This window comes from Streptomyces sp. P9-A4 (genome assembly GCF_036634195.1).
Taxonomy (GTDB): Bacteria; Actinomycetota; Actinomycetes; order Streptomycetales; family Streptomycetaceae; genus Streptomyces.
In genome coordinates this window covers 4,396,926-4,422,939 of sequence record NZ_JAZIFY010000001.1, presented here as the reverse complement: position 1 = coordinate 4,422,939, position 26,014 = coordinate 4,396,926, and the positions used below count along the sequence as shown (strand labels likewise).

General features: G+C 72.0%; 28 protein-coding genes. 15 read left to right on the top strand and 13 right to left on the bottom strand.

The features are described 5' to 3' along the window. Positions 1-87: 87 nt before the first annotated feature. From V4Y03_RS19965 to V4Y03_RS19950, 4 genes are read right to left on the bottom strand one after another with little or no spacing between them, the layout of a single operon-like run. Positions 88-1,347, bottom strand: coding sequence for an ABC transporter permease (locus tag V4Y03_RS19965; protein WP_443079805.1), 1,260 nt, complete (start codon positions 1,345-1,347; stop codon positions 88-90). Beyond that, positions 1,344-2,045 (bottom strand): ABC transporter ATP-binding protein, encoded by a 702-nt coding sequence (locus V4Y03_RS19960; RefSeq protein ID WP_332435809.1) that lies wholly within the window; start codon positions 2,043-2,045, stop codon positions 1,344-1,346. The genes V4Y03_RS19965 and V4Y03_RS19960 overlap by 4 nt, the downstream gene beginning before the upstream one ends. Beyond that, positions 2,042-3,595 carry a peptidoglycan-binding protein gene (locus V4Y03_RS19955; RefSeq protein ID WP_332435808.1) on the bottom strand — a complete coding sequence of 518 codons (1,554 nt, stop codon included), beginning with the start codon at positions 3,593-3,595 and terminating at the stop codon, positions 2,042-2,044. The genes V4Y03_RS19960 and V4Y03_RS19955 overlap by 4 nt, the downstream gene beginning before the upstream one ends. After that, a complete protein-coding gene (locus V4Y03_RS19950; protein ID WP_332435807.1) occupies positions 3,588-4,145 on the bottom strand; it encodes a hypothetical protein in 558 nt (185 codons plus the stop codon). Before V4Y03_RS19950 ends, V4Y03_RS19955 begins: the two co-directional genes overlap by 8 nt. Positions 4,146-4,429: 284 nt before the next feature. On the opposite strand from V4Y03_RS19950, the gene V4Y03_RS19945 reads away from it, so the two are divergent. The 3 genes from V4Y03_RS19945 (at position 4,430) to V4Y03_RS19935 (ending at position 6,542) form a co-directional block, all read left to right on the top strand. Continuing rightward, complete coding sequence (locus tag V4Y03_RS19945; RefSeq protein ID WP_317875152.1) at positions 4,430-4,846, top strand: peptidase inhibitor family I36 protein; 417 nt, start codon at positions 4,430-4,432, stop codon at positions 4,844-4,846. 149 nt (positions 4,847-4,995) lie between these two features. Next, positions 4,996-5,937: a hypothetical protein gene (locus V4Y03_RS19940; RefSeq protein WP_332435806.1), complete on the top strand. Its 942-nt coding sequence runs from the start codon at positions 4,996-4,998 to the stop codon at positions 5,935-5,937. A gap of 206 nt (positions 5,938-6,143) precedes the next feature. Beyond that, on the top strand, positions 6,144-6,542 hold the full coding sequence (locus V4Y03_RS19935; RefSeq protein ID WP_332435805.1) for a response regulator transcription factor: 399 nt from the start codon (positions 6,144-6,146) through the stop codon (positions 6,540-6,542). 23 nt (positions 6,543-6,565) lie between these two features. Here V4Y03_RS19935 and V4Y03_RS19930 read toward each other — a convergent pair whose 3' ends face one another. Together V4Y03_RS19930 and V4Y03_RS19925 are read right to left on the bottom strand one after the other, a co-directional pair. Continuing rightward, on the bottom strand, positions 6,566-7,852 hold the full coding sequence (locus V4Y03_RS19930; protein WP_332435804.1) for a geranylgeranyl reductase family protein: 1,287 nt from the start codon (positions 7,850-7,852) through the stop codon (positions 6,566-6,568). Between the two features lie 70 nt (positions 7,853-7,922). Next, positions 7,923-8,615 carry a demethylmenaquinone methyltransferase gene (locus V4Y03_RS19925; RefSeq protein WP_317875156.1) on the bottom strand — a complete coding sequence of 231 codons (693 nt, stop codon included), beginning with the start codon at positions 8,613-8,615 and terminating at the stop codon, positions 7,923-7,925. 135 nt (positions 8,616-8,750) lie between these two features. Between V4Y03_RS19925 and V4Y03_RS19920 the strand changes: the two genes are divergently transcribed. Further along, the gene (locus tag V4Y03_RS19920) at positions 8,751-9,290 is read left to right on the top strand and encodes a SigE family RNA polymerase sigma factor (protein WP_317875157.1); all 540 of its coding nucleotides are present in this window, start codon (positions 8,751-8,753) and stop codon (positions 9,288-9,290) included. A gap of 10 nt (positions 9,291-9,300) precedes the next feature. Then, a complete protein-coding gene (locus tag V4Y03_RS19915; RefSeq protein ID WP_332435803.1) occupies positions 9,301-10,092 on the top strand; it encodes a hypothetical protein in 792 nt (263 codons plus the stop codon). 16 nt (positions 10,093-10,108) lie between these two features. On the opposite strand, the gene V4Y03_RS19910 is transcribed toward V4Y03_RS19915, so the two are convergent. Together V4Y03_RS19910 and mqnC are read right to left on the bottom strand one after the other, a co-directional pair. After that, a complete protein-coding gene (locus V4Y03_RS19910) occupies positions 10,109-10,708 on the bottom strand; it encodes an imidazolonepropionase-like domain-containing protein (protein WP_332435802.1) in 600 nt (199 codons plus the stop codon). Between the two features lie 8 nt (positions 10,709-10,716). Next, positions 10,717-11,931, bottom strand: coding sequence for a cyclic dehypoxanthinyl futalosine synthase (gene mqnC, locus V4Y03_RS19905; protein ID WP_317877088.1), 1,215 nt, complete (start codon positions 11,929-11,931; stop codon positions 10,717-10,719). Positions 11,932-12,055: 124 nt separating this feature from the next. On the opposite strand from mqnC, the gene V4Y03_RS19900 reads away from it, so the two are divergent. After that, on the top strand, positions 12,056-13,120 hold the full coding sequence (locus tag V4Y03_RS19900; protein ID WP_317877089.1) for an alpha/beta hydrolase: 1,065 nt from the start codon (positions 12,056-12,058) through the stop codon (positions 13,118-13,120). On the opposite strand, the gene V4Y03_RS19895 is transcribed toward V4Y03_RS19900, so the two are convergent. Beyond that, a complete protein-coding gene (locus tag V4Y03_RS19895; protein WP_317877090.1) occupies positions 13,117-13,989 on the bottom strand; it encodes a menaquinone biosynthetic enzyme MqnA/MqnD family protein in 873 nt (290 codons plus the stop codon). The two genes, V4Y03_RS19900 and V4Y03_RS19895, sit on opposite strands and share 4 nt — an antisense overlap. A gap of 262 nt (positions 13,990-14,251) precedes the next feature. On the opposite strand from V4Y03_RS19895, the gene V4Y03_RS19890 reads away from it, so the two are divergent. After that, positions 14,252-14,455 (top strand): cold-shock protein, encoded by a 204-nt coding sequence (locus tag V4Y03_RS19890; protein WP_015035453.1) that lies wholly within the window; start codon positions 14,252-14,254, stop codon positions 14,453-14,455. Positions 14,456-14,573: 118 nt separating this feature from the next. Here V4Y03_RS19890 and V4Y03_RS19885 read toward each other — a convergent pair whose 3' ends face one another. Then, positions 14,574-15,410 (bottom strand): M23 family metallopeptidase, encoded by an 837-nt coding sequence (locus tag V4Y03_RS19885; RefSeq protein ID WP_317877091.1) that lies wholly within the window; start codon positions 15,408-15,410, stop codon positions 14,574-14,576. Between the two features lie 195 nt (positions 15,411-15,605). On the opposite strand from V4Y03_RS19885, the gene V4Y03_RS19880 reads away from it, so the two are divergent. After that, positions 15,606-16,115, top strand: a complete 510-nt coding sequence (locus tag V4Y03_RS19880) for a mycothiol transferase (RefSeq protein WP_317877092.1) — start codon at positions 15,606-15,608, stop codon at positions 16,113-16,115. On the opposite strand, the gene V4Y03_RS19875 is transcribed toward V4Y03_RS19880, so the two are convergent. Then, a complete protein-coding gene (locus V4Y03_RS19875) occupies positions 16,018-16,512 on the bottom strand; it encodes an ATP-binding protein (protein ID WP_332435801.1) in 495 nt (164 codons plus the stop codon). The genes V4Y03_RS19880 and V4Y03_RS19875 overlap by 98 nt on opposite strands. A 91-nt stretch (positions 16,513-16,603) precedes the next feature. Here V4Y03_RS19875 and V4Y03_RS19870 point away from each other — a divergent pair, with 91 nt between their 5' ends. From V4Y03_RS19870 to V4Y03_RS19855, 4 genes are all read left to right on the top strand, one after another. Then, on the top strand, positions 16,604-17,467 hold the full coding sequence (locus tag V4Y03_RS19870) for a helix-turn-helix domain-containing protein (protein ID WP_317877094.1): 864 nt from the start codon (positions 16,604-16,606) through the stop codon (positions 17,465-17,467). Beyond that, the gene (locus V4Y03_RS19865) at positions 17,464-17,706 is read left to right on the top strand and encodes a DUF397 domain-containing protein (RefSeq protein WP_332435800.1); all 243 of its coding nucleotides are present in this window, start codon (positions 17,464-17,466) and stop codon (positions 17,704-17,706) included. Before V4Y03_RS19870 ends, V4Y03_RS19865 begins: the two co-directional genes overlap by 4 nt. 42 nt (positions 17,707-17,748) lie before the next feature. After that, on the top strand, positions 17,749-18,285 hold the full coding sequence (locus V4Y03_RS19860) for a GNAT family N-acetyltransferase (protein ID WP_317877096.1): 537 nt from the start codon (positions 17,749-17,751) through the stop codon (positions 18,283-18,285). A gap of 112 nt (positions 18,286-18,397) precedes the next feature. Beyond that, a complete protein-coding gene (locus tag V4Y03_RS19855; RefSeq protein WP_443079804.1) occupies positions 18,398-20,422 on the top strand; it encodes a serine/threonine-protein kinase in 2,025 nt (674 codons plus the stop codon). Here V4Y03_RS19855 and V4Y03_RS19850 read toward each other — a convergent pair. Together V4Y03_RS19850 and V4Y03_RS19845 are read right to left on the bottom strand one after the other, a co-directional pair. Then, positions 20,419-20,859, bottom strand: coding sequence for a Zn-ribbon domain-containing OB-fold protein (locus V4Y03_RS19850; RefSeq protein WP_317875666.1), 441 nt, complete (start codon positions 20,857-20,859; stop codon positions 20,419-20,421). The two genes, V4Y03_RS19855 and V4Y03_RS19850, sit on opposite strands and share 4 nt — an antisense overlap. Next, complete coding sequence (locus V4Y03_RS19845) at positions 20,859-21,308, bottom strand: DoxX family membrane protein (protein ID WP_317875665.1); 450 nt, start codon at positions 21,306-21,308, stop codon at positions 20,859-20,861. The genes V4Y03_RS19850 and V4Y03_RS19845 overlap by 1 nt, the downstream gene beginning before the upstream one ends. A gap of 211 nt (positions 21,309-21,519) precedes the next feature. On the opposite strand from V4Y03_RS19845, the gene V4Y03_RS19840 reads away from it, so the two are divergent. The 3 genes from V4Y03_RS19840 to V4Y03_RS19830 all read left to right on the top strand — a co-directional run bounded on the left by V4Y03_RS19840 (position 21,520) and on the right by V4Y03_RS19830 (position 25,909). Beyond that, positions 21,520-22,695, top strand: coding sequence for a flavin-containing monooxygenase (locus V4Y03_RS19840; protein ID WP_332435798.1), 1,176 nt, complete (start codon positions 21,520-21,522; stop codon positions 22,693-22,695). Between the two features lie 191 nt (positions 22,696-22,886). Further along, a complete protein-coding gene (locus V4Y03_RS19835) occupies positions 22,887-25,109 on the top strand; it encodes an acetate--CoA ligase family protein (RefSeq protein WP_317875663.1) in 2,223 nt (740 codons plus the stop codon). Positions 25,110-25,120: 11 nt separating this feature from the next. Continuing rightward, positions 25,121-25,909, top strand: a complete 789-nt coding sequence (locus V4Y03_RS19830) for an enoyl-CoA hydratase/isomerase family protein (protein WP_332435797.1) — start codon at positions 25,121-25,123, stop codon at positions 25,907-25,909. The last annotated feature ends 105 nt before the right edge of the window (positions 25,910-26,014 follow it).

Here is a 26,014-nt window from a genome sequence, read left to right as displayed (position 1 = left end):
CCACCCCTCTTCACGCCGAAGGGCCGTCACTCCTCGGGGGAGCGACGGCCCTTCGGCGCGTCAGCGGCGGCTTCTACGGAGCCCTTGTCAGCGGCGCAGCGCCTCGGCCGGTTCGATCCGTGAGGCCCGCCAGGCCGGGTAGAGCCCGGCGACGACTCCCGTGACCAGGCCGACGGCCGGGGCCGCGATCACCGTCCCGGTGTGCATGACCGGGGTCCAGTCGCGCACCAGCGCCACCGCGATGACCGTGGACACCCCGAGCGCCGTGCCGACGAGGCCGCCCATCGCCCCCAAAGCGCCTGATTCCGTGAGGAACTGGACCGTGATGTGCCGTCCTCTGGCGCCGAGGGCCCGCCGCAGGCCGATCTCCCCGGTCCGTTCGAGGACCGCGACGAGCGTGGTGTTGGCGATCCCGACCGCGCCGATCACCAGACAGATCGCCGCGAGCAGCAGGAAGAGCTGGTCCAGGTCGTCGGTCACGCCCGCCCGCAGGGCCTTGGGGTCCGGCGGAGGGATCGCCTTCAGGTACTCCGGGTGGTCCGGGCGCAGTGCGACCGGCGCCTCCCGCGCGATCTGGCCGGCCGCGCCGGTCGCGGTCGTGATGAGCATCTTCGCGTCGCCCTGCTGCGGCGGCCCCCACAGCTTCTCGGCGGTCGTCCTCGGCACGGTCACCGACATCAGGACGTCGGCCCTGCGCCGCACGTCGTCGATGATCCCGGCGACCGTGAACGGCTCGTCGCCGATGAACACCGCGGGCCGGGTCTCCAGGGTGGTGATGCCGAGCCGGGTCGCGACCGATCTGCCGAGCACCGCGACCGGCTGCCCGGACCGGGAGGTGAACTCGTCGTACAGCCGGCCCTGGGCGAGCGTCGGCGCCGCCGCGCGCAGCGCTCCGGGGGACGCCGCGACGACCTCGATCCGCTCGCTGCCCTGACCGTCGCCGACCGGTGCGGAGCGGACGGCCGTGCCGGGTTCCAGGCGGACGGTCCAGTAGACACCGGCGTCCTCGACGCCGCCGAGCCGTTCGATGCGGGCGTCCGCGTCGGCCGGGAAGGCGGGATCGGCGAACTCGTTCTGCTCGCGGGCCACGTCCTCGACGGTCACCTCGGTGGCCGTCAGCAGGTTGAACCGCGCGTCGATCTGCGAGGAGGTGGTGGCGGTCAGCCCGAGGATCGCCACGAAGGTGCCGACGCCGAGTACGGTGCCGAGCGCGGTGAGCACCGAGCGGCCGGGGCGCTGGAGCATGCCGGCGACGGCCTCGGCGAGGACGTCGCGGGCGGCCAGCCGGGAGGGTTCGACCACCCGGTTCCGCTTGCGGGGCCGTTCGCCCCGGGGGGATCGCCTCACCGTGTCGCCTCCGTCACGGGTTCGCTCAGCACCCCGTCGCGGATGGTCACCGTGCGCTGGCCGCGTTCGGCCACCTCCGCGTCGTGGGTGATCACGAGGATGGTCATGCCGGACGCGTGCAGTTCGCCGAGGAGGTCGAGAACCGATCCCGCGTTGTCGGAGTCGAGGTTGCCGGTCGGCTCGTCGCAGAGCAGCAGCGAGGGGCGGCCGGCCAGGGCGCGGGCGATGGCCACCCGCTGGCGTTCGCCGCCCGACAGCCGGCCGGGCAGCGCGTCGGCCCGGTGGCCGAGGCCCACCCGTTCGAGGGCGGTACGGGCACGGGCCCGGCGCTCGGCCCGGGGCACCGCCGAGTAGACCATCGAGAGCATGACGTTCTCGGTGGCGCTGCGGTGCGGGAGCAGGTGGAAGGACTGGAAGACGAAGCCGATCCGCCGCCCGCGCAGGGCCGTACGGTCCCCGTCGCGCAGCTCGGCCGTGTCGATGCCGTCCAGGAGGTAGGTGCCGCCGGTGGGGGCGTCGAGCAGTCCGGCGACGTTCAGGAAGGTCGACTTGCCCGATCCGGACGGTCCGACGACCGTGATGAACTCCCCTTTCCGTACGGTGAGTTCGCACGGTCTCAGGGCGGCGACGGGCGGTGGGCCCGGGTAGGTCAGGCTCACCGCGCGGAACTCGATGACCGGGACGTCCTGATCGCTCACGGCGACCCCTGGGACTTCCCCGACGCCACGCCCGGGTTCACCCCGGTGACCACCTCGTCGCCCTCCTTGAGCGCCCCGGAGGTGACGGGGACGACCTCGACGAATCCGTCGCCGGTCGTGCCGGTCCGCACCTCGACGCGCACCTGTCGGCCGGTGCCGTCGACCGTGGTGACGACCGTCCGGCCGTCCACGCCCGCGGAGACGGCCGTGACCGGGACGACCAGGGCCTTGCCGTCGGTGGAGGCGGCCTCGATGGTGAGGCGCACCTCCTGGTCGGCGAGCCCGGAGGGGAGTTCGCGGGTGGGTTCGACGGTGAAGAGGTAGCCGACGGAGCCGTTGCCCTGGGCGCCGTCCCCTCCCCCGCCGTTGGTGTCGTTCCCGCCGGAGCCGGAGCCGGAGCCCTGCGAGCCCGAACCCGGCTGCTGGTCCTGCTCCCTGCTGGGGGTGCCGGCCACCGAGACCACCCGGCCCGTCGTCTCCTGCCCGGTCGTCTCGGCGAGGATCCGCACCTTCTGTCCGGCGCGGACCAGGCCCTTCTGGTGGTCCTGGAGATAGCCCTGGGCCATCAGCCTGCCGGAGGAGAGGGTCATCGCCGTGCCGGAGACCTGCGCCCCCGGCCGTGCGGTGACGGTGGCGACCCGCGCCGGGAAGGCCCGTACGAAGACGACCTCGGCCGCCGGGACCATCGGACCGGCGGCGGCCTCGGCCTTCTCCAGTGTCAGGCGGGCGGCGTCCAGGTCCTCGGCGGCCCGGTCGCGCGCCTTCTTGAGCTGCTTCCTCTGTGCGTCGTCGGTGTTGGCCGCGAGCGCGTCGCGGGCGTCGACGGCGGCCCGTTCGGCGCCGGTGACGGCGGCCTTGGCGCCGTCCACGGCCGCGCCGTCGTCGTCGACGGCGGGCCGGGGGTCGTAGCCGACGGAGGCGTAGAACTCCTCGACCGCGTCCTTGGTGCCGGGGCCGAAGGTGCCCTTGGCGTCGCCGCCGCGGCCGTGGCCGAGGGCGGCGAGCGCGGTCTGCAGCTGCTTCACGTCGTCGCCGGTGGCGCCGGGCTTGAGGTCCCGGTACACGGGCAGGGCGCCGGGCAGTACGAAGACGGGCCGGCCGGAGATCTCCAGGAGCACCTTGCCCGAGCGCACCGCGTCCCCGCTCTTGACGGAGACCTTGGTGATCACGGGGGCGGCGCCGCCCTCGCCGCCGGCGGAGACGGGGGCGACCTGGATGGTCTGGCCGGCCACGACGGTGCCGCGCAGGACGACGGTCTCCGCGAGGACCCGGTTCTCGACCCGGGCGATCAGTACGTCCTGCGGGGGCGGTTCGGCGTCGGCGGCGACCTGGGCGGGCGACCGGATCAGCGAGGTGGCCGCCACTCCGGCGCCGGTCAGGGCGACCGCGCCCGCGACGAGGGCGGCGACCCAGAAGCGACGCCGGGACATCCGGGCGCCCCCGGCGTCGCCGCCGGGGGTCCGGGAGTCCTTCGCGCTCACGGTGTCGCCGCCGGAGGTGGGGTGGTCCGCCGCGGTCACGGCGTCGCCGGCCGGGGTGTCGTCAGCCACCGACGACCGTCCCGCCGTTGCCGCCTCCTGCCGTGGGCGCGCACGCCTTCAGCGCCGCGATCACCTTGGCGTCGCTCTTCATCCGGTCGGCGAGGGTGCCGGTCAGCGGTACGGCGCCGGTGGCCGGGTCGGGGTCCGGGTAGTCGGTGACGCCCTTCTCCCGCATGCAGGCGGACATCTTCTCGGCCACCGCGAGCCGGGCCGGGTCGACCCGCGGCCTGTTGGGCACCTTCGGGGCGCACGCCTTCTCCGCCGCGGTGATCTGCTCGGCGGTGTTGGCGTCCTTGTCGACGCGCTTCTGCCCGCCCTCGCGGTCCTGGAGCTTGAGCCCCTGGGCGCCCAGGCAGTCGTAGTACGCGCCCCAGACGCCGGCGCCCTGCGAGGCCCCGGCGGAAGGCCCGCCGGACGAGGGGGCGGAGGAGGGGGCGGACGTAGGGGCGGAGGTGGTGCCGGTGCTCGGACCGGACGGGGTCGCGCTGTCCCCGTCGCTGGAGCACCCCCCGAGCCCGAGGGCGAGGATCAGCACGGGAACGGCCATGAGGCGTCTCATCAGAACGGTCCTTCCGACGGGGAGTCCCCGTCACGGGCGTCTCTAGGGAACGCGCGTGAGGAGGCCGACGCGGCGTTGCGCTACGCCACGTACAAGGCCTCCGCGCGGTGGGTCTCCGGCGCCCGGCGGGCGCCTCGACAAGGCCGAGGATAGCCCGGCGGCGCCGCACCGGTAACTGTCTCAACGGACAGTGGACGCGGTTGAGTTGGCGATGTTCGTATGGACACCGGCCCGCTCCGGGCCGCAGCAGTCCCTCAAGCAACAGCTATGTGAAAGGCATCGACATGCAGCGCACTGCACTCCGTCGCGTGGCCGCCACGGCCGTCGCGCTCGTCGCCATCGGCGCCGGCGCGCTCGCCACCGCCGGCTCGGCCTCCGCCGCGACCGGCAAGAACGGCTACCTGGAGAGCGGCGAGTTCGGCCTGTTCTACAACTCGAACCAGGCCGGCGCCGTCTTCGATCTCTACATCGCGGACGACAACTTCTCGGACGACTGGTTCCCGGGCCCCGGCAACGGCGCCGGCCAGTCGGTGAACGACAACACCGCGTCGTACTACAACGCCGACTCCCTGACGTGGTGGGTCTACACCGACGCGTACGCGGGTGGCGTCGAGGGCAGCCTGCCCCCCGGCTACGTCGGCAACGCCTCCACGACGTTCAAGAACCAGATCTCCTCCGCGTACCACTACAAGGCCCGTTGATCCTCGGGGTCCGCACCACCAGCTGAACCGCCGGCGTAGTTCTCCGACCCGGCACGCACCACCAAGGCAGCCGTTGCTCCGCCCGAATGAGGCGGGCAGAGCAACGGCTGCTCCCATGGTAGACACGCACCCGCCCCTGGAGCAGCCCCATGCGTCCACTCGCCGCTCGCGCGACCGTCCTCCTGCTGAGCGCCGCGCTCCTCACCGCCTGTTCCTCCGAGTCCGGTGGTGGTGGCGGCGGTTCCGCGAAGGAGCCGGAGATCGGGACGGTCCCCCGGCTGCTCTCGACGACCGGACTCTCCTTCCCGCTCGACGGCTACGCGACCACCGACGAGCAGCGCCGCACACTGGAGCGGGCCCAGGCCCGGGTGACCAGCGACTGCATGACCCGCTTCGGGTTCTCGTACGAGCTGCCCCTGCCCCCCTCCCCCGGCGGCCGGTCCGCCGACTCCCGGCGCTACGGCCTGACCGACGCCGACGTCGCCGCCCGCTACGGCTACACCCCGAACCGGGGGGCCGGGACACCCGACAAGCCGGCCGTCCAGACGCTGAGCGAGAGCGGCCGGCTCGCGCTCAACGGCCCCGAGCACAAGGGCCCCCAGCCGATGAGCCTGGAGGAGTCCGCGACCGCGGACAGCGGCAAGACCCTCGCCGGGAAGAAGGTGCCCGTCGGCGGCTGTCTCCGCGAGGGCTACCTCACGGTCTACGCGCCGAAGAAGGGCACGATGGACAGCATGTTCGTCACCAACATGGTGATGGACGCCAACTCCCGCTCCCGCGAGGACTCCCGGGTCGTCGCCGCGGTGAAGGCCTGGTCCGCCTGCATGGCCGAGAAGGGCTACAAGGTGGACGAGCCCGTCAGCCCGCAGAGCGACCTGAAGCTCGACCCCAACAGCTACGGGAGCCCCCGGGCCGTCGCCGCCGCCGAACAGGACGTCGCCTGTAAGGAAAAGGCCAACCTCGTCGGGATCTGGTTCACCGTCGAGAGCGCCTACCAGAAGCGGAGCATCGAGCAGAACGCCGAGGCGCTCAACCAGGCGAAGACCGAGCTCAACGAGCGGTTGCGGCTGGCGGCCGCCGCGGCAGGCTGACCCGCGCGCCACGACACCGAGAGGGCTCCCGCGCACTTCGCGACGGGAGCCCGACGGCGTTTTCCGGCCGACGGGACGTCCCTGGGACGTCCCGTCCCGCCGCCGCGGGCAACCTTTCGTGAGGCGATCCGGTTACCGTTCCCGGGAGGAACCGAGGTCGGTTCCCTCGCACCACGTCCAACGAACGCCGTCTCTGGGGGGGACACATGCTTCGTCACTGCCCGTACTGCGGACCAGGATTAGGCGAGGGCGAGTCGCGAGCGGCCCGGATCAACCCGGTCACCACCGCCGTGCGCCATCTGGACCTGCTGACGGACCGCGAGATCGAGGTCCTGTCGGCGATGCCCGGCGGAGAGTCCAACACGGACCTCGCCGAGTACCTCGGCATCACCGAGCGCACCGTCAAGTTCCACGTCACCAACATGCGGGAGAAGCTGGGCGGCCTGTCGCGCGCCCAGCTCCATCTGCTCGCCCTGCTCACCGAGACGGTCTGGCCGTGCCGTCTCTGCCGTCACGACGGACCGGGCATCGGCGCGGAACCCCGCGCGATCGTCCCCCGGCCCTCCGTGACGCGACGGTTCGCCGCCGTCAAGAGCTGCGCCTGACAGCGGCCCGCGCCTGACGGCGATCAGGCCTTCGGGGCCACCTTCGACAGACCGTTGATGATCCGGTCCATCGCGTCGCCGCCCGTCGGGTCGGTCAGGTTGGCCAGCATCTTCAGCGTGAACTTCATCAGGAGCGGGTGCGTCAGTCCGCGCTGGGTCGCGATCTTCATGACCTTCGGGTTGCCGATGAGCTTCACGAAGGCGCGGCCCAGCGTGTAGTACCCGCCGTAGGTGTCCTTGAGGACCTGCGGGTAGTTGCGCAGGGCCAGTTCGCGCTGGGCGGGGGTCGCACGCGCGTGCGCCTGGACGATGACGTCGGCCGCGATCTGGCCGGACTCCATGGCGTACGCGATGCCCTCGCCGTTGAAGGGGTTGACCAGACCGCCCGCGTCGCCGACGAGCAGCAGGCCCCGGGTGTAGTGCGGCTGGCGGTTGAAGGCCATCGGGAGGGCGGCGCCCCGGATCGGCATCGTCATGTTGTCCGGGGTGAAGCCCCAGTCCTCCGGCATCGAGGCGCACCAGGCCTTGAGGACCTCGCGCCAGTCCAGCTCGCGGAAGGCCTTGGAGGAGTTCAGGATGCCGAGGCCGACGTTGGACGTGCCGTCGCCCATGCCGAAGACCCAGCCGTAGCCGGGCAGCAGCCGGTCCTCCGCGCCACGCCGGTCCCACAGCTCCAGCCACGATTCCAGGTAGTCGTCGTCGTGCCGGGGCGAGGTGAAGTACGTCCGGACAGCGACGCCCATCGGCCGGTCCTCGCGCCGGTGCAGGCCCATCGCGAGGGAGAGCCGGGTGGAGTTGCCGTCGGCGGCGACGACGAGCGGCGCGTGGAAGGTGACCTCGCGCTTCTCCTCGCCCAGCTTGGCGTGGACGCCGGTGATCCGGCCCGTACGGTCGTCGATGACCGGCGCGCCGACGTTGCAGCGCTCGTACAGCCGGGCGCCGGCCTTCTGCGCCTGCCGGGCCAGCTGCTCGTCGAAGTCGTCGCGCTTGCGGACCAGACCGTAGTCCGGGTACGAGGCCAGCTCGGGCCAGTCGAGTTCGAGGCGCACCCCGCCGCCGATGATCCGCAGGCCCTTGTTCCGCAGCCAGCCGGCCTCTTCGGAGATGTCGATGCCCATGGAGACGAGCTGCTTGGTGGCGCGCGGGGTGAGGCCGTCGCCGCAGACCTTCTCGCGGGGGAACGCCGTCTTCTCCAGGAGGAGGACGTCGAGTCCGGCCTTCGCCAGGTAGTAGGCCGTGGTGGAACCGGCCGGGCCCGCCCCGACGACGATCACATCAGCGCTGTGCTCGGAGAGGGACTGCTCGGTCACGGCGGATCTCCCGAAGGGGTCGAGGAAAGGGGCTGGTCGAAGTCTATTGCGGGGGTTCGCGGGGGTGGGCTCAGGCCTTGAAACCGCGGTGCAGGGCGACGACGCCGCCCGTCAGGTTGCGGTACGCCACCTTCGACCAGCCGGCCTTCCGGAGCAGGCCGGCCAGGGCGGGCTGGTCGGGCCAGGTCTGGATGGACTCGGCGAGGTAGACGTACGCGTCGGGGTTGGAGGAGACGGCGCGGGCCACCGGCGGCAGCGCGCGCATCAGGTACTCCTCGTACACGGTCCTGAACGGCTTCCAGGTGGGGTGCGAGAACTCGCAGATGACGACCCGGCCGCCCGGCTTCGTCACCCGGTACAGCTCGCGCAGCGCCGCGTCGGTGTCCTGGATGTTCCGCAGCCCGAAGGAGATGGTGACGGCGTCGAAGACGTCGTCGCGGAACGGCAGCTTCGTGCCGTCGCCCGCCGTGAACGGCATCCACGGGTGGTTGCGCTTGCCGACCCGCAGCATGCCCAGGGAGAAGTCGCACGGGACGACGTACGCGCCGGCGCGCACGAAGGGCTGCGAGGAGGTCGCCGTGCCCGCGGCCAGGTCGAGGACCTTCTGCGCGGGCCGCGCGTCGACCGCCTTCGCGACCTCCTTGCGCCAGCGCCGGTCCTGCCCGAGGGACAGGACGTCGTTGGTGACGTCGTAGTTCGCCGCCACGGCGTCGAACATCGAGGCGACTTCGTGCGGCTGCTTGTCCAGGGATGCTCGGCTCACCCGGCCATTGTGGCAGCCGCCCCCCTGGCGGGCGGGGACCGGCCCCGGCCCCCGGAAGATTTTCCCGGACCCGCTTCAACCTTTTCCCGGCGAGCGCGCTCAGGGAAGGGTGACAGTGCTGACGAAGGGAACGAGATGCCGTCACCGCTTGGCTCGGACATCGGGTTCGAGGAGTTCGCCCGGTCCGCGCAGACGCGGCTGTACCGCACCGCGTACCTGCTGTGCGGGGACGCGGAGACCGCCCGCGACCTCACACAGACCACCCTCGCCAAGCTCTTCCAGCACTGGCGGCGGGCAGGGGCGGCGGAGCATCCGCACGCCTACGCCAAGACCGTGCTCACCCGCACGTTCCTGGCCGAGCGGCGGCGCCGCCTGCGCGATCTGCTCGCCTTCACCAAGACCGGCGGGCTCGGCCCGGCGCGGACCACCGAGCAGCCGGACCTCAGGGTCACGCTGCTCGCCGCGCTCGCCGAGCTCCCGCCCAGAGCCCGCGCCATGGTCGTCCTGAGGTACTGGGAGGACCTGAGTGTGGAGACCGTCGCCTCGCTCCTGCGCTGCAGCGAGGCGACGGTCAAAAGCCAGTGCTCGCGCTCACTGGCCCGGCTCCGGGACCAGCTGGGCGACGCACACCTCTACACCGCCGATCCCCACCTCCACCACGCCATCGGAAGCTGAGGCACCCCGAGTGGACGACGCAACGATGCTCCGCCGTGCCATGGACCGCACGGCCCAGGAGCTTCCTCCCCTTCCCGACCTCGTGCCCGTCGCCGTGCGGCAGGGCCGCAGACGCCGTGCGCGGGCCCGGCTCACCGTCGCCGGAGGTGTCTTCGGCACGGTCACCGCCGCAGCGCTCGGACTGACCCTGCTGCCCGGTGCGGACCCCGGTGCCGCCCTGCCGGCGGCGCCTCCGGCGGCCTTCCCCTCGGCGTACCACACGCCGGTTCGGGTCGAGCCGACTCCGGGGCAGACACCGCCCGAGAAGGTCTCCACCGAGGAGGGCGCGCGCCGCGCCCAGTTCCAGCAGCAGGTGTCGGCGCTGCTCGACGAGCTGCTCCCGGCGTCCGTCGCGGACGTACGGCCGGTCGCGGACGAGGTGTCCGGGTACCGGATCACGGCCGGCGGGACGACCTTCCCGGTGAAGCTGTCGGTCCGGCCGGCGGAGGGCGAGCGCCTCCAGGAGTGCCGGAACGTCCCGTCGAAGCGGACGACCTGCGAGAAGGTCGCTCTGGACGGGGGCAGGACCGCCCAGGTGTACGGGATGGCCGTGAACCGGCCGGAGACCCTGGGGTCCATGGTCGTCACCCGGTACGGCAGGAGCAGCGTGCTGCTCTCCGTCGACCCCTCGGCCGGGGCGTCGGCGCCGGTGACGCCGGACCAGTTGCTGGCCGTGGTGCGCGACCCGCGCTTCACCGATCTGCTCACGTACGCGGACGCGTACCCGGTGCAGAAGAAGGGCGCGCCGGTCAGGGGCGGCTGAGCCCGGACGGGGGGGGTTACCGGCGGCGGAAGACCAGCCGGCCGCCGAGGACGGTCGCCACGCAGGTGGCGGGGCCCAGGCGGACCAGCGCCGCCCGGTCGGGGACGTCGAACACGGCGAACCGTGCCGGGCTGCCGGGCGCCAGACGGGGCAGCAGGACGAGTGGCCTCGGCGCGAGGGAGGGCGGTCCGGGCATCGTGGCGGGGCGCCGTCCGATGACGAGTCCGGCCCTGCGCACCGCGTCCTGCGCGGCCCGGGCGCGCAGTTCTCCGCCGACGGCGACCATCCCGAGCGCGAGCAGCCGCTGCACTCCGCGCCGGGCTGAGGCGCCGGCCCTCACGGGGTAGGCGTCGAGGATCTCCCGGGCCCGCTCGCCGTGGATCGGCTGGGTGCCGAACTCCTCGGCCTCGCGGGGGTCCGGGTGGTAGGTGGCTTCGAGCAGTTCGGGCCCGTACGGGTTGAGCAGGCCGGGCGTGAGGATGCCCGGCCACAGCCGCAGCCGGGCGTCCTCGTTGGCTGCGGCCAGTTCCTCGTACGGACCGACGGCGGCGATGTACGCGCCGTCGACGAGGACGGCGGTCTCGGGTGACGCCTCTGCGGCGTGGAGGGTCAGCACCTTCGGCCTCAGTTGGCGTCGAGGAGCTTCAGCTCGGGGTGGGCCGTGCCGCCCTCGATCGCGATGGACGAGAGATGCGAGACGACGCGCTCGTCGACCGGGTCGTTCGCCGGGTCGTCGTGGACGACCAGGTGTTCGTACGTGGTCGCGCGCTGCGCCGGGACGCGGCCCGCCTTGCGGATCAGGTCGATGATCTCCAGGCGGTTGGAGCGGTGCTTGGCTCCGGCGGAGGAGACGACGTTCTCCTCCAGCATGATCGAGCCCAGGTCGTCGGCGCCGTAGTGCAGGGAGAGCTGGCCGACCTCCTTGCCGGTGGTCAGCCAGGAGCCCTGGATGTGGGCGACGTTGTCGAGGAACAGCCGGGCGATGGCGATCATGCGCAGGTACTCGAAGAGGGTGGCCTGCGTCTGGCCCTTGAGGTGGTTGTTCTCGGGCTGGTACGTGTACGGGATGAAGGCCCGGAAGCCGCCCGTCCGGTCCTGCGTGTCACGGATCATGCGCAGGTGCTCGATCCGCTCGGCGTTGGTCTCGCCGGTGCCCATCAGCATGGTGGAGGTGGACTCGACGCCCAGCTTGTGGGCGATCTCCATGATCTCCAGCCAGCGCTCGCCGCTCTCCTTGAGCGGGGCGATGGCCTTGCGGGGCCGGGCGGGCAGCAGCTCGGCGCCGGCGCCCGCGAAGGAGTCGAGACCGGCGGCGTGGATCCGGGTGATGGCCTCCTCGACGGAGACCCCGCTGATCCGGGCCATGTGCTCGACCTCGGACGCGCCGAGGGAGTGGATGACCAGCTGCGGGAACGCGGCCTTGATGGCGGCGAAGTGCTGCTCGTAGTACTCGACGCCGAAGTCGGGGTGGTGGCCGCCCTGGAACATGATCTGGGTGCCGCCGAGCTCGACGGTCTCCGCGCAGCGGCGCAGGATGTCGTCGAGGTCGCGGGTCCAGCCCTTCTTGGTGTCCTTGGGGGCCGCGTAGAAGGCACAGAACTTGCACGCCGTCACACAGACGTTCGTGTAGTTGATGTTCCGCTCGATGATGTACGTCGCGATGTGCTCGGTTCCCGCGTACCGGCGGCGGCGCACCGCGTCGGCGGCGGCGCCCAGCGCGTGGAGCGGCGCCGAGCGGTAGAGGTCGAGCGCCTCCTCCGGGGTGATCCGGCCGCCCGCGGCGGCGCGGTCGAGAACGGCTGCGACATCAGTCGACGTGAGTTCGGCCTTCTCGGTCACCGGGTGTGTCCCTTTCGGAGGGGTTCTGAGGAGTCAGAACCAGCGTACGCCAGGGCAACCTTCCGGGCTCCGCGCCCCTCTCCTCCTTCGGAATCACCTGCCCTGAAGGAACCGGAGTCGCCCGATGGCACGCACGCCCTGGAGGTCCCGCCCGTCCCGGAGGCCCCGCCCGGCCGCCGCCGTCCGCTCCCTCGCCGCGGGCCTGGCGCTCGCCGTCCCGCTCTCCCTGCTCGGCGGCTGCGACGGCGGCAAGGACGAGCCGTTCATGTTCGGCGGGCCGACCTCGGGGCCGAAGGCGGCGCCGGGGCAGCCCGTGACCGTCTATCCGCGCGGCCCCCGGGCGCGGTTCGCGGTCGCCGGGAAGGTGGAGGACGGCACCCGTATCGGGGTGGCGACGCTGCGGGGCCGGAAGTCCGGTTTCACGGGCAAGGTGTGGGTGTGGGCGCCTCCGCAGTATTTCGACCCGGCGTACGCGCACAGCGGGTTCCCCGTCCTGGAGGCGCTGCCGGGCGGGCACGGATATCCGGTGAATTACTGGATGGGCACGGATCTCGGACTCCAGTCGGGCATCTCCCGGTGGTCCCGGGAGGGAAAGAGCCTTCCGTTCATCGTCGTGATGCCGGTCCTCAACCCGGACTTCGACCACTACTACGACGGCAGCGATATTCCGGGGCAGCCGAGAATGGGGACCTGGGTCGCGGAGGACGTACCGGATTTCGTCCGGGCCAATTTCCGGACGTTCGCCTCGCGGGACGGCTGGGCGTTCATGGGCTCGTCCTCGGGCGGCTTCGTCGGGCTCAAGTCGGTGCTCCAGCATCCGGACCGGTTCAAGGCCGTCATCGCCTCGGGGCCGGACACGGTTCCGGACTCGCCGCTGTGGCGGGGACACGAGGCGGCGCGGCGGGCGAACGACCCGGGGCGGCTCGCGAGCCGGCTCGTCCGGCGGCCGGACACGCCGGCGAACGACGTGTACCTGGCGTTCCAGCTCGGCTCGCGGGAGACCGGGATCGCGCCGGACGTACGGCGGTTCATCCACAGGTACACCAAGGGTCCGGTGAAGAGCCGGCTCCAGGTGATACCGGACGGCGGGCACAACGCCCGGACCTACATCCGGGGGCTGGAGGCGGGCTCGATCGAATGGATCAGCCAGTGGCTCCAGCCCCCGGTGCCGGACCGGCGCGAGTCCTAGCGGCGCTCGGGCGGGAGGAGTTCGACGGTGACGTCCGCCGGGAAGCCGGTCGTGGGGCCGGTGCGGCGGGCGAACTCGCGGACCCCGGCGAGCTGCTCGGGGCCGAAGCGGAAGTCGAGGGTACGGAAGTACCGCTCCAGGAGTTCGGCGTCGAAGGTCTCCCAGCGGGCGGCCTGCTCCGCGACCTTGGCGACCTCCTCCAGGGAGAGGTCACGCGAGGCCAGGAAGGCCTGGTGGACCTCGTGGACGGTCTCCGGCTCGCGCGCCAGGTAGTCCTTGCGGGCCGCCCAGACGGCGAAGACGAAGGGGAGGCCCGTCCACTCCTTCCACATCAGCCCCAGGTCGTGGACCTGGAGGCCGAGCCGGGGCGCGTCGTGCAGCGAGGCGCGGAGGGCGGCGTCGCCGATGAGGACGGCGGCGTCCGCCTCCTGCATCATCAGGCCGAGGTCCGGCGGGCAGGTGTAGTAGTCGGGCGCCACGCCGTACCGCTCGGCGAGGAGCAGCTGCGCGAGGCGCACGGAGGTGCGGGAGGTCGAACCGAGCGCGACGCGCGCCCCGTCCAGGTCCTCCAGCGGCAGCTGGGAGACGATCACGCAGGACATGACGGGTCCGTCGCAGCCGACGGCGATGTCGGGGAGGGCGACGAGGTCGTCGGCGTTGCGGAGGTACTCGACGAGGGTGATGGGTCCGATGTCGAGGTCCCCGCGGACGAGCCGCTCGCTGAGCTTCTCCGGGGTGTCCTTCGTGAGCTCCAGATCGAGAAGCGTTCCGGTTCTGGCCAGACCCCAGTAGAGGGGGAGGCAGTTCAGGAACTGGATGTGCCCGACGCGGGGCCGGCTGCGCTGCTGGTCGTCGGTTGCATTGTCCACATCGTGAGGCTAGACCCGTCTCGTCCCGTGGGCATCGCCGGGGCACGCGCGTCAGCACGCGGAGCGAGATCAGACCATGCGGGTGACGTGATCTTTCCCTCTACCGTCCTGAGCGTCCTGCGTGCTAGGCTCGACGCAAGTTGCAGTTTGGTTTCCCTTGCAGTACAGAGCCTGCGGAGCATGTAACCCGCAGGCTTTTGTAGTTTTCAGACTTGTTTGCAGGTTCTGGAGCAGGGCGACCCTTTGGCCCATAGGAGGGCTCATGGCTACCGGAACCGTGAAGTGGTTCAACGCTGAAAAGGGCTTCGGCTTCATCGCCCAGGACGGCGGCGGCCCGGATGTCTTCGTCCACTACTCCGCGATCAACGCGAACGGCTTCCGTTCGCTCGAGGAGAACCAGCTCGTGACCTTCGACGTCACGCAGGGCCCGAAGGGCCCGCAGGCGGAGAACGTCTCCCCGGCCTAAGGTGCCTGGGTCGGCGAACACGCACGACTAGAGCAGTACCCAAGGAGCCCCGCTCCGCGCCTTCGGGCACGAGCGGGGCTCCTGCCCTTTTCCGGGCAGGGCGGCCGGGGCGGGCCGGTCAGCAGTCGGGGATGACCGTTCCGTTGTTGTCCCGGGCCTCGTCGTTGCCCCAGCGGGACAGGTAGTACGCGGAGACGTACGCGCCGCGACCGTTCTTCCCGGCGTAGACGGTGTCCAGGTCGGTCCTCAGCCACCAGTGGTTGAAGCTGCCGGAGCCGCCTCGCACCTCCTCGCCCCAGACCTTGCAGGAGACGTAGTTCGTGCCCGCGTTCAGCACGCCCTGCGGGTCGTTCGTGTTCGCCTGGGCGTAGCCGGTGGCGTTGGCGAAGGTGTCGACCCAGTACTTTCCGCCGCCTCCGCCCGAGCAGCCGTTGTCGCTGGTCAGGGACTTGGAGCCGTAGGAGCCGGGGTAGGGGGCGAGGGAGGCGCCGTTGATCGAGATGGGCTGGCCGACGCCGTTGTAGAGCTGCTCGTAGTGGATGTGGGCGCCGGAGCTGTTGCCCGTGCTGCCGGTGGTGCCGATCTGCTGGCCCTGGGAGACCGTGGCGCCGTTGGCCACCGAGTAGGCGTTGAGATGGAAGTAGTACGTCTTCCAGCCGCCGCCGTGCTCGATCGCGATGTAGTTGCCCGCGCCGTCCGGCTGGGAGTAGCGGTAGGCGGTGCCGGACGCCGAGGCGAGGACCGGGGTGCCGGCGGTGGTGCCGCCGTCGGAGCGGATGAAGTCGAGGGCCTGGCGGACCTCGGCGGAGTGGTGGCTGTAGGTCCAGGTCTGGCCGCAGGGGTAGGGCGCCTTGAAGAGGGGCGCGGCCTGGGCGGGGGTCGTGGTGACGAGCGCGGTGAGCAGGCCCGCGACGAGCGCGAGCAGGGTGCCGAGCGGGGTGATCCGGGCACGCATGCGTCCTCCGGTACGGGGTGTGGGGCCCGGGAGTACAGGGCCGGGGAACGGGATCTCGACTGGGTCGACGCGCGTTGAACGGACCACAGCGTGCCGGAAGATCTCGTGCCGCAGTAGACGGCGAGCACCACACCCCTTCCGAGGTGTTTACGTAGTCTGGACACATGACCGACCGAGTCGTCGGAAGGAGTCCCCATGAACAGCGCCGGTCTGCTGGCCGACTCGTTCGGAAGGGTGCGGGAGGCCGTCCACGAGGCCGTCGACGGCCTCGGTGACGACGCGCTCGCCGCGCGGATCGATCCGGACGCGAACTCGATCGCCTGGCTCGTCTGGCACCTCACCCGGATCCAGGACGATCATCTCGCTGACGCGTTCGACCGGGAGCAGCTGTGGGACGCGGACGGCTGGCGGGACCGGTTCGGGCTGCCGTTCCCGAAGCGGGCCACCGGGTACGGCCAGACGCGTGCCCAGGTCGGGGCCGTACGCGCCTCCGGCGAGCTGCTGCTCGGCTATCACGACGCGGTGCACGCGCGGACCGAGGAGCTGGTGCGGTCGCTGACCAACGCCGACCTGGACCGCATCGTCGACACCGCCTGGGACCCGCCCGTCACCCTGGGTGTCCGGCTGGTCTCGGTGATCGCCGACGATCTCCAGCACGCGGGGCAGGCGGCGTACGTACGGGGAGTGGTGGAGCGGCGGGGGTGACCGCGACGGTCGCCCAGACCGTCTTGCCGACACACCTCTCCCTCACCCCCCACGCCGACGCCAGCGCGGCGACGAGCAGCAGCCCGTAACCGCCCTCGTCCGGGTCCTTACGAGGTGACGGCCGGCGCTCGCCCCGCGCGTCCGACACCTCGACCCGCACATGGTCGTCGCCCCGCCACATCCGCACCTCGAAGTCCCTCCCGGGCACCCGCCCGTGGGACGCCGCGTTACTGGCGAGTTCGGCGACGACCAGCTCGACGGCCTCGCCCACGGACCCGGTCACGCCCCAGTCGTGCAGCTGGTGCACGGCGAGCAGCCGGGCCAGCCGGGCACCACGACGAGTGGCCGACAAGCGTAGGACGAACTCACCGGTTGGAGTGGAGGTTTCGGACTTCATGTTCCCGAGCCTGGCCCGCCGGCCGTACGCTGACCAGCAGCGACGCCACGACGCTGAGTAACTGTACGGGTACGCCAAGAAGGCGGTACGGATGTCGGGGAACGACGAGGAGCGGCCGGAACGGCCCTCCGAGGTGGACGGTACGGCGCACCTTTTCCGGGCGCTGGGGAAAATCATCAAGGTGCTGCGGAGGAACGCGGGCCTGAGCCAGGCGGAGCTGGCCGCCGTCACGCATTGCAGCGAGGATCTGATCTCCTCGATCGAGAGGGGCGTACGGGTCCCCCAGCCGGACTTCCTGCTCCAGGTCGACCCGGTGATCGGGGCGGGCGGGGTGCTGGCGGCTGCGGTGGAAGATGTGCGGGAGGCGGTTTCCCGGGCGCGGGTGCGGCACCCGGACTGGTTCCGGAGCTTCGCGAAGGCGGAGGCGGAGGCGGTGGCCCTGCACTATTACGAGGTGCAGGCGGTGCCGGGGCTGTTGCAGACGCCCGCTTACGCGGAGGCCGTCTTCCGTCACCGCCGTCCCCTCTATGACGAGGAGACGATCGGGAAGAGGTTGGCGGACCGGTTGGCCCGTCAGGTGATCTTCGAGAAGTGGCCCGGGCCGACGATGAGCTTCGTCGTCGAGGAGGCGGTGCTGCGACGCCCGCTGGGCGGCTGGGACGCCTTCCGGGAACAGTTGCGGCGCCTCGCCGAGGTTGCCCGGCTCAGGACTGTCCACCTCCAGATCATGCCGACCGAACGCGAGGAACATCCAGGCATGGAGGGCGCGTTCACCCTGCTCACCCCCAAGGGGCGGCGGGAAGTCGCCTACACCGAGAGCTACGGGCACGCCCGACTGATCACCGACCCGGAAGAGGTGCGCATGTACACCGAGCGCTATGGGATCATCCGGGCGCAGGCACTCACGCCCCGCGAGTCCCTGGAGTTGGTCGAGAAGATGCTGGGAGAGCTATGAGCACCACCGGTCTGGCCTGGTTCAAGAGCAGCTACAGCGGCGGCGAAGGCGGCAACTGCATCGAAGTCGCCTACGACTGGAAGAAGTCCAGCTACAGCGACGGCGAAGGCGGCAACTGCGTCGAGGTCGCCGCCCACCCCGCTGCCATCCACGTCCGTGACTCCAAGAACCCCCACGGCCCGCAGTTCGCCGTCGCCCCGGCCGCCTGGGCCGCGTTCCTGGACGGCGCGGTCGAATAATGCCCCGACAACCCCTCACGCCCTGCCCTATCGTCGCCCGCGATGAACAACCAACCTCCCCTCCCCCGCCGCGTCCGCTTCGTCGAGCTGAACGCTAAGGCCCTTCGGGCACTGTCCGAGGGCGACCTCGCCGGAGGCAGTGCCGAGGCCGGGGTCGCCCTCGACCCGCACTTCGTCGGTGACCGGGCCCGCTGGATCTTCGGCTACCGCGCCGACCAGCTCGAAAGGGACCCGTCCGCCGCGCCCTGGATCACGCGCGCGGCGGTGTCCGAGCCGGACGGGACCGTCATCGGTGACGCCGGGTTCCACGGTCCGCCGGACGAGTCGGGTGTGATCGAGATCGGCTACACCGTCGTGCCGGAGCAGCGCCGTCGGGGCTACGGCCGCGCCATGGTGCGGGCGCTGCTCGCGAGGGCCGCCGCCGAGCCCGGGGTCAGGACCGTGCGGGCCACGATCGCCTCCGACAACCTGGCCTCCCTGGCCACCCTCGCGGGCTTCGGCTTCGCCCGGGCCGGGCAGCGCGAGAACGAGAAGGGCGAGATCGCCTTCGTCTTCGAGATCCCCGCCGACCGGCTGTGAAGACGTCCGTGACCTGCGCCGCAGCCCGTTCAACCACAGTATGGAAACAAGCACTTGACGTGCGTTCAGATCGCAAACGGCCTCCGCTACTCTGAGGCCCATGCAGGGGGAAATGGAAACCAGTTCTAGTTCGGACAGTTTGGGCGGCAGCGGGGCCATACCGCTGGAACCGGGGGATCCACGACAGATCGGCGCCTTCAGGCTGCTCGGTGTCCTCGGGTCCGGAGGCATGGGCCGGGTCTATCTCGGCGCTGTTCCCGGGAAGTTCGCGGCGGTGAAGCGGGTGCTTCCCGTGCTCGCCGAGGACGCCGACTTCCTGAACCACTTCGGCCACGAACTCGACAACCTCGCCCGGCTGCCCGCCGGCGCCAACACCAAGCTGCTCGCCAGCGACCGCACGGCCAAGCCGCCGTGGTTCGCGACCGAGTTCATCCCCGGCATCACCCTCAACGAGGCGATCCGGCTGCACGGCGGCCCGCTGCCCGCCGAGGCGCTCTGGCGGCTGCTGCACCACGCCGCCGCCGGACTCGGCGTCGTCCACGGCGCGGACATGGTGCACCGCGACCTCAAGCCGTCCAACGTCATGCTCACCGGCTCGGGTCTCTCCCTCATCGACTTCGGGGTGGCCCGCGCCGCCGACCAGAGCCGTCTGACGAAGACCGGCATGGTCATCGGCACCCCCGCCTACATGGCGCCCGAGCAGGCGGTCGCGGACCGGCGGCTGACCGGCGCCGCCGATGTCTTCGCCCTCGGCAGCCTCCTCCTCTACGCGGCCAACGGCCGCCCGCCGTTCGGTGACGGCTCCGGCCCCGACCTGCTCTACCGCGTGGTGCACGCCGAGCCCGAGTTCGGGAAGCTCACGGAGACCGATCCCGAGCTGGCCGCACTCATCAAGACCTGCCTGGAGAAGGATCCGGCGGACCGGCCCACGGCCGCCGAACTCGTCGAGCGGACCGCCGAGCGGGCCGAGGGCTCGGTGTGGCCCGCCGCCGTCGGCGAGCGGATCGCCGAGCGGGCCGTGTTCGCCGCCGAGACGCCCACCGCCGAGCACCTCGCGGAGCTGGCGAAGGCCGAGCCCGCCGAGGACGTGGCCACGGCCTCCCTCACCCCGCAGGCCGGCTCCAAGGAGCCCGCCACCGCGTCGCCCGACCGGATCGGCACCCTCACCGGGACCGGCGCCCCCGGGCAGCGGGAGAACAAGCGGCGCAACCGGGTCCTCATGCTGGCCGTACCGGTGGTCGTGGCGACCGGCACGACGCTGACGGTGGCCCTCGGCCCGTACCAGATCGGCCGCCTGGGCGCGGCCGGGCCCACCACCACGCCGCCGTCCACGGTGGCCTCGCAGCCCGCGAACGTACCGCCGTCCTCCGCGCCCGGCTCACCGTCGGCGAAGACCCCGGGCGCCAAGCCCTCCTCGCAGCCGCCGGGCACCACCCCCGGCGCACCGCCCCCGGCCAACGCCGCGGGCGGCGGCGCGGCGGGTGGCGGCGCGGGCGGCACGGGCACCCTGCCGGGCGGCGGAGGCGGGGCGGGCAGTGGCTCCGGTTCCGGCAGCGGGTCCGGCTCGGGCAGCGGCTCGGGCTCCGGCAGCGGCAGCGGCAGCGGTTCGGGCGGCGGCACGACCGCGCCGTCCGGCGGCGGGACCGCACCCAAGCCCACCACCCGGCCGCCCACGACGAACCCGACGACCCAGCGGCCCGCGCCCCCGCCGTCGACCGGCGGTTCGGCGCCCTCGGGGACGTACTCCATCAAGAGCGTCTCCAACGGGGAGTGCCTGGCCGAGACCAACCCCGGATACGCGATCCTGGCCTACACCGCGCCGTGCGGTGAGCCGGCCACCAGCGGCACGATCTCCTACGCCTGGATCTACCGGGCCCAGGCGAACGGCACCTTCCGGCTGGTCAACAAGCAGTCCGGCCACTGCCTCCAGCCGGGCGGCACGCCCGGCTTCACGGCCAAGGCCTGCAACGGCTCCAGCCTCCAGTCCTGGAAGATCAACAGCAAGTCGTCCGCCGGCATGACCATCAAGAACATGAGCAGCGGCCAGTGCATGGTCGCCGGACCGCCGTTCATGATGCAGTACACCTGCGACCCGAGCAGCAGCACCCAGCTCTGGAAGAACGTCTCCCCGGTCTAGGCGGGGCGCCCGGCAGAGGTGGTGACGGGGGCGGTGGCGGTCGTGAAGACCGGGACCGTCACCGCCCCTTCCGCGCGGAAGGCGACCCGCAGTTCCATCCCGATGCGGAGATCCCCCTCCGCCACGTCGACGACCTCCGTCATCATGCGCGGCCCCTCCGCGAGGTCGACCACGGCGGCGACGTACGGGACGCGCTCGCCGAAGGGCGGGAGGTCGTTCCGGTGGACGACCGACCAGGTGTAGAGGGTGGCCCGGCCGCTCGCCCCCTCCCAGCGGACGTCCTCGCTCCAGCAGTGGGGGCAGAACTCGCGCGGGTAGTGGTGGACGCGGTCGCAGGCGGCGCACCGGCGCAGCAGCAGCCGGCCCTCGGCTGCGGCGTCCCAGTACGGGCGGGTGAAGGCGTCGATGTCCGGGAGGTTCGCCGGGGTTGCCGTCATCAGAAGAGTCCGATCGCGGAGTCGAGGGACCAGGTCTGCCAGGACATGGCGAGGAGCGCGACGAACGAGATCAGCGCCATCATCGCGTTCTGCCCCTGCTCGGCCCAGTCGTGGATCATCAGGACGAGGTAGAGGAGGTTGAGGAGGAGGCCGCCGACGAGGGCGACGGGGGTGAGGAAGCCGGTCACGAGGCCGAGCCCGAGGGCGAGTTCGGCGTAGACGACGACGTACGCCATGAGCTTGGGGCGCGGGGCGACGACGGCCTCGAAGCCCTTCTTGACCTGCGGCCACTTGTGGTTGCCCGCGACGTCGGCGGCCCAGGCGATCCCGGTGCCGCGCTCGAACCAGCCCTTCTTGTCCTTGTGGCGCCAGCTCTCCAGCCACCACAGGCCGAGGCCGATGCGGAGGACGGCGAGCCATTCGGCGCCGGTGAGCCAGACGGTCTGCATGCGCGCGTCCTCTCGACGAGCCTGATCTGACGGTACGTCAGTTCAGCGCAGGGCGGGCGGGGAGCGCAAGAGGTGGGGACGCCGGGGTGGGGTCCGGGTGCGGCCGGGGCGGGACGCGGAGCGCGGGACGCGGGCGCGCGTGACCGATTCGCAACCGAAATCCCTCTTGGTCGAGACCCACAACGTGTACACGTCATTACGCTCAGCGTTCATGGCCACCACCCCCCCTCCCTCCTCCGCCCACCCCGTCTACGTCATCGGCGGCGGCCCCGGCGGACTCGCGGTCGCCGCCTCGCTGCGCGAGCGGGGCGTCCGGGCCGTCGTCCTGGAGAAGTCCGACGCGGTCGGCGCCTCCTGGCGCACCCACTACGACCGGCTGCGGCTGCACACCACCCGGCGCCTCTCCGCCCTCCCCGGGCTGCGCATCCCCCGCTCCTTCGGGCGCTGGGTCGCCCGCGCGGACGTGGTGCGCTACCTGGAGAAGTACGCCGAGAAGCACGAGCTGGAGGTCGTGACGGGCGTCGAGGTCCTCCGCGTCGACCGGGCCGGCGGGGACTGGATCCTGCACGCGACGGGCGGACGGCGGCTCACCGCGAGCGCGGTCGTCGTGGCCACCGGCCACAACCACACCCCGATCCTGCCCGAGTGGCCCGGCCTCACCGCGTACGAGGGCGAGCTGAGCCACGCCCGGACCTACCGCAACCCGGAGCCGTACGCCGGGAAGGACGTCCTCGTCGTCGGCATCGGCAACACCGGCGCGGAGATCGCCGCCGACCTCGCCGGGGGCGGGGCGAAGCGCGTCCGGCTGGCCGTGCGGACCGTCCCGCACATCGTGCGCCGGACGACGGCCGGCTGGCCCGCCCAGCGCTCCGGCATCCTCATCCGGCGGCTTCCGGTGGCGCTGGTGGACCTTCTGGGCGGGCTGGTGGCCCGGTTCGCGTCGCCGGACCTCCGGGCGTACGGGCTGCCCCGGCCGGACACCGGCCTCGCCACCCGGCAGCGCGAAGGCGCGATCCCGGTGCAGGACGTGGGCCTGATCGCCGCCGTGCGGGCGGGCAAGGTCGAGATCGTCGCGGCCGTGGAGGACCTGGACGGCCCGGACGTGGTCCTCGCGGACGGCACCCGGATCACCCCGGAGGCCGTCATAGCGGCGACCGGCTACCGGCGCGCCCTGGAACCGCTCCTGGGCCACCTGGACGTCCTCGACGACCGGGGCAGGCCGCTGACGCACGGGGCGCGCTGCCCGCGCGAGGCGCCGGGGCTGTACTTCACGGGCTTCACGAACCCGATCAGCGGGATGTTCAGGGAGCTGGCGATCGACGCGGAGCGGATCGCCCGGCGGATCGCGCGGCGGGCCGGGCGGCCGGGGCGGTCGGGGGCCGCCTGAGGTGCGTACGACGGTGAAGGCGGTGCCCCGCACCCGGGGGAAACGGGGGCGGGGCACCGGCTGTTCCCGGGGGGAATCTCCCGGCCCGGATCCGGCTTCCCCGCGCACACCCATTCCTGACTGAGCGTCAGTTCTGTAATCTGACTAAGTGTCAGCTTCATAAGGATGATGGGTGAAGGGCGGGCGGAACATTGCTTGGATCGACTCACGGCACCTTCACGGCCGATCGCCGCGCCCGCGTGGTCGCCTGCGGAGAACCGGACCGGGCAACCGTGCACGGCGTGACCGCCGTCCCCGGCGACAGAGACGTCAGCGGGCGCCCGCTGCACGCGCCCGTACCCGACCTCGACCGGTTCTTCCGGCCCGAGTCCGTCGCCGTCGTCGGCGCCTCGGACACCGAGGGACGGCCCAACACCGGGATCACCCGGCAGCTGCTCGCCTGGGCCGAACGCGTCGGCGCCCGGCTCGTACCCGTGCACCCGACCCGTACCAGCGTCTTCGGGATCGACTGCGTACCGTCCGTCGGCGACCTCACCGAACCCGTCGACCTCGCCGTCCTCCTCGTCGCGGATCCGCTGCCCGTCATCGAGCAGCTCGCCGAGACCAAGGTGAAGTTCGCGGTCGCGTTCGCCTCCGGCTTCGCCGAGACCGGAGAGGCCGGCGCCGCCGCACAGGAACGCCTCGCCGCCGCCGTACGCCGCTCCGGCATCCGCCTCCTCGGCCCCAACACCAACCTCAACGCCTTCGAACGCTTCCGCGACGACCTCGAAGGCCCCGCCATCGCCCTCATCACCCAGTCCGGCCACCAGGGGCGGCCCGTCTTCACCCTCCAGGAGCTGGGCGTCCGCCTCTCCCACTGGGCACCCACCGGCAACGAAGCCGACCTGGAGACCGCCGACTTCCTCTCGTACTTCGCCGGACGGCCCGAGGTCGGCGCCATCGCCTGCTACGTCGAAGGGCTCAAGGACGGCCGCTCCTTCCTCCTCGCCGCCGACCAGGCGGCCCGCCAGGGCGTCCCCGTCGTCGCCGTCAAGGTCGGCCGCACCGAGACCGGAGCCCGCACCGCCGCCTCCCACACCGGCAAGCTCACCGGCGCGGACCGGGTCGTCGACGCCGCCATGCGGCAGTTCGGGGTGATCCGGGTCGACGGGCTCGACCAGCTCCAGGACACCGCGACCCTGCTCGCCCGCGCCCGCGCGCCGCTCGCCGACGGCGTGGTCGTCTACTCCATCTCCGGCGGGACGGGCGCCCACTTCGCCGACCTCGCCACGGCGGCGGGACTCGACATCCCCACCCTCCCGCAGGGCAAGCAGGACGAACTCCACCAGTGGATCCCGGAGTACCTCAACGTCTCCAACCCCGTCGACAACGGCGGCCACCCGGTGGGCGACTGGCGCGGCCGGAAGATCATCGACGCGATCCTCGCGGACCCCTCCGTCGGCGTCCTGATCTGTCCCATCACCGGCCCCTTCCCGCCCATGAGCGACAAGCTCGCCCAGGACCTCGTCGACGCCGCCGAGGCGACGGACAAACTGGTGTGCGTGGTCTGGGGCTCCCCCGTCGGTACGGAGGAGGCCTACCGCACGACCCTCCTCGGCTCCTCGCGCGTCGCCACCTTCCGTACCTTCGCCAACTGCATCGGCGCCGTGAAGGCCTATCTCGACCACCACCGCTTCACCGCCGCCTACCGCTCCCCCTTCGACGAGGCCCCCCGCACCCCCTCCCCCTCCCTCCGCAAGGCCCAGGCCCTCATGCGGCCCGGCCGGCGGCTCAGCGAGCACGCCGCGAAGCAGCTCCTGCGGGCGTACGGGATACGGGTGCCGCGCGAGCAGCTCGTCACCAGCGCGGCGGCGGCCGTCCGGGCCGCCGGACTCGTCGGCTACCCGGTCGTCATGAAGGCCTCGGGCGCACAGCTCGCCCACAAGACGGAACTGGGCCTGGTCAAGGTCGGGCTCACCTCGGCCAGTCAGGTACGGGACGCCTACCGCGAACTCACCGACATCGCCCGCTTCGAGGAGATCGACCTCGACGGCATCCTGGTCTGCCAGATGGTCGGACGCGGGGTCGAGATGGTGGTGGGCGTGACCCGCGACGAACTCTTCGGCCCGACCGTCACCGTCGGCCTCGGCGGGGTCCTCGTGGAGGTCCTCAACGACACGGCCGTACGGGTCCCGCCGTTCGGGGAACCCGAGGCCCGCTCGATGCTCGACGAACTGCGCGGCCGGGCACTGCTCGACGGCGTACGGGGAGCGCCGCCCGCCGACATCGACGCGCTCGTCGAAGTCGTCCTGCGGGTGCAGCGGATGGCCCTCGAACTCGACGGCGACCTCACCGAACTCGACATCAACCCGCTGATGGTGCTGCCGCGCGGCCAGGGCGCGGTGGCCCTGGACGCGCTGGCGGTCTGCCGATAGGAGCCCCTGCGATGTCCGACGTACTCCACACCGTCGAGAACGGCGTCTCGTGGATCACCCTCAACCGCCCCGAGGCGATGAACGCGGTCACCTGGGACCAGCGGGAACGGATCATCGCCCTGCTCGCCGAGGCCTCCGCCGACCCGGACGTGCGGGCCGTGGTGGTGACGGCGACCGGGCGCGGCTTCTGCGCGGGCGCGGACCTGCGCGGCGCGCCCGCCACTCCTGGTGAACGCGTGGTGGGGGACGTGGCCCGGATGATCCGGCAGGGCGCCCAGCGGTTCATCGCCGCCGTCATGGACTGCGAGAAGCCGGTGATCGCGGCGGTGAACGGGACGGCGGCGGGCATCGGCGCGCACCTGGCGTTCGCGTGCGACCTGGTGATCGCGGCGGAATCGGCGCGGTTCATCGAGGTGTTCGTACGGCGGGGGCTGGTCCCGGACGGCGGCGGAGCGTATCTGCTGCCCCGGCTGATCGGGCCGCAGCGGGCGAAGGAGCTGCTGTTCTTCGGGGACGCGGTGACGGCGGCGGAGGCACGGGAACTGGGCCTGGTGAACCGGGTGGTCCCGGCGGAGGAACTGCCGAAGACGGCCCGGGAGTGGGCCGAACGCCTCGCCCAGGGCCCGACGCGGGCGCTCGCCCTGACGAAACAGCTGGTGAACGCGTCCCTGGACACGGACAGGCCGACGGCCTTCGCGGCGGAGGCGACGGCGCAGGAACTGAACATGACGACGAGGGACGCGCAGGAGGGGGTGGCGAGCTTCGTGGAACGGAGGGAGGCGCGGTACGAGGGGCGGTAGGCGGTGGGGCTCGGGGTGAGGGCCGGGTAGCGGGAGCGCTTGGAGCGGGGCGGTAGCGGAGGCTGTCGTACCGGGGCCCTATCGTGTGTCGCGCATATGCCACAC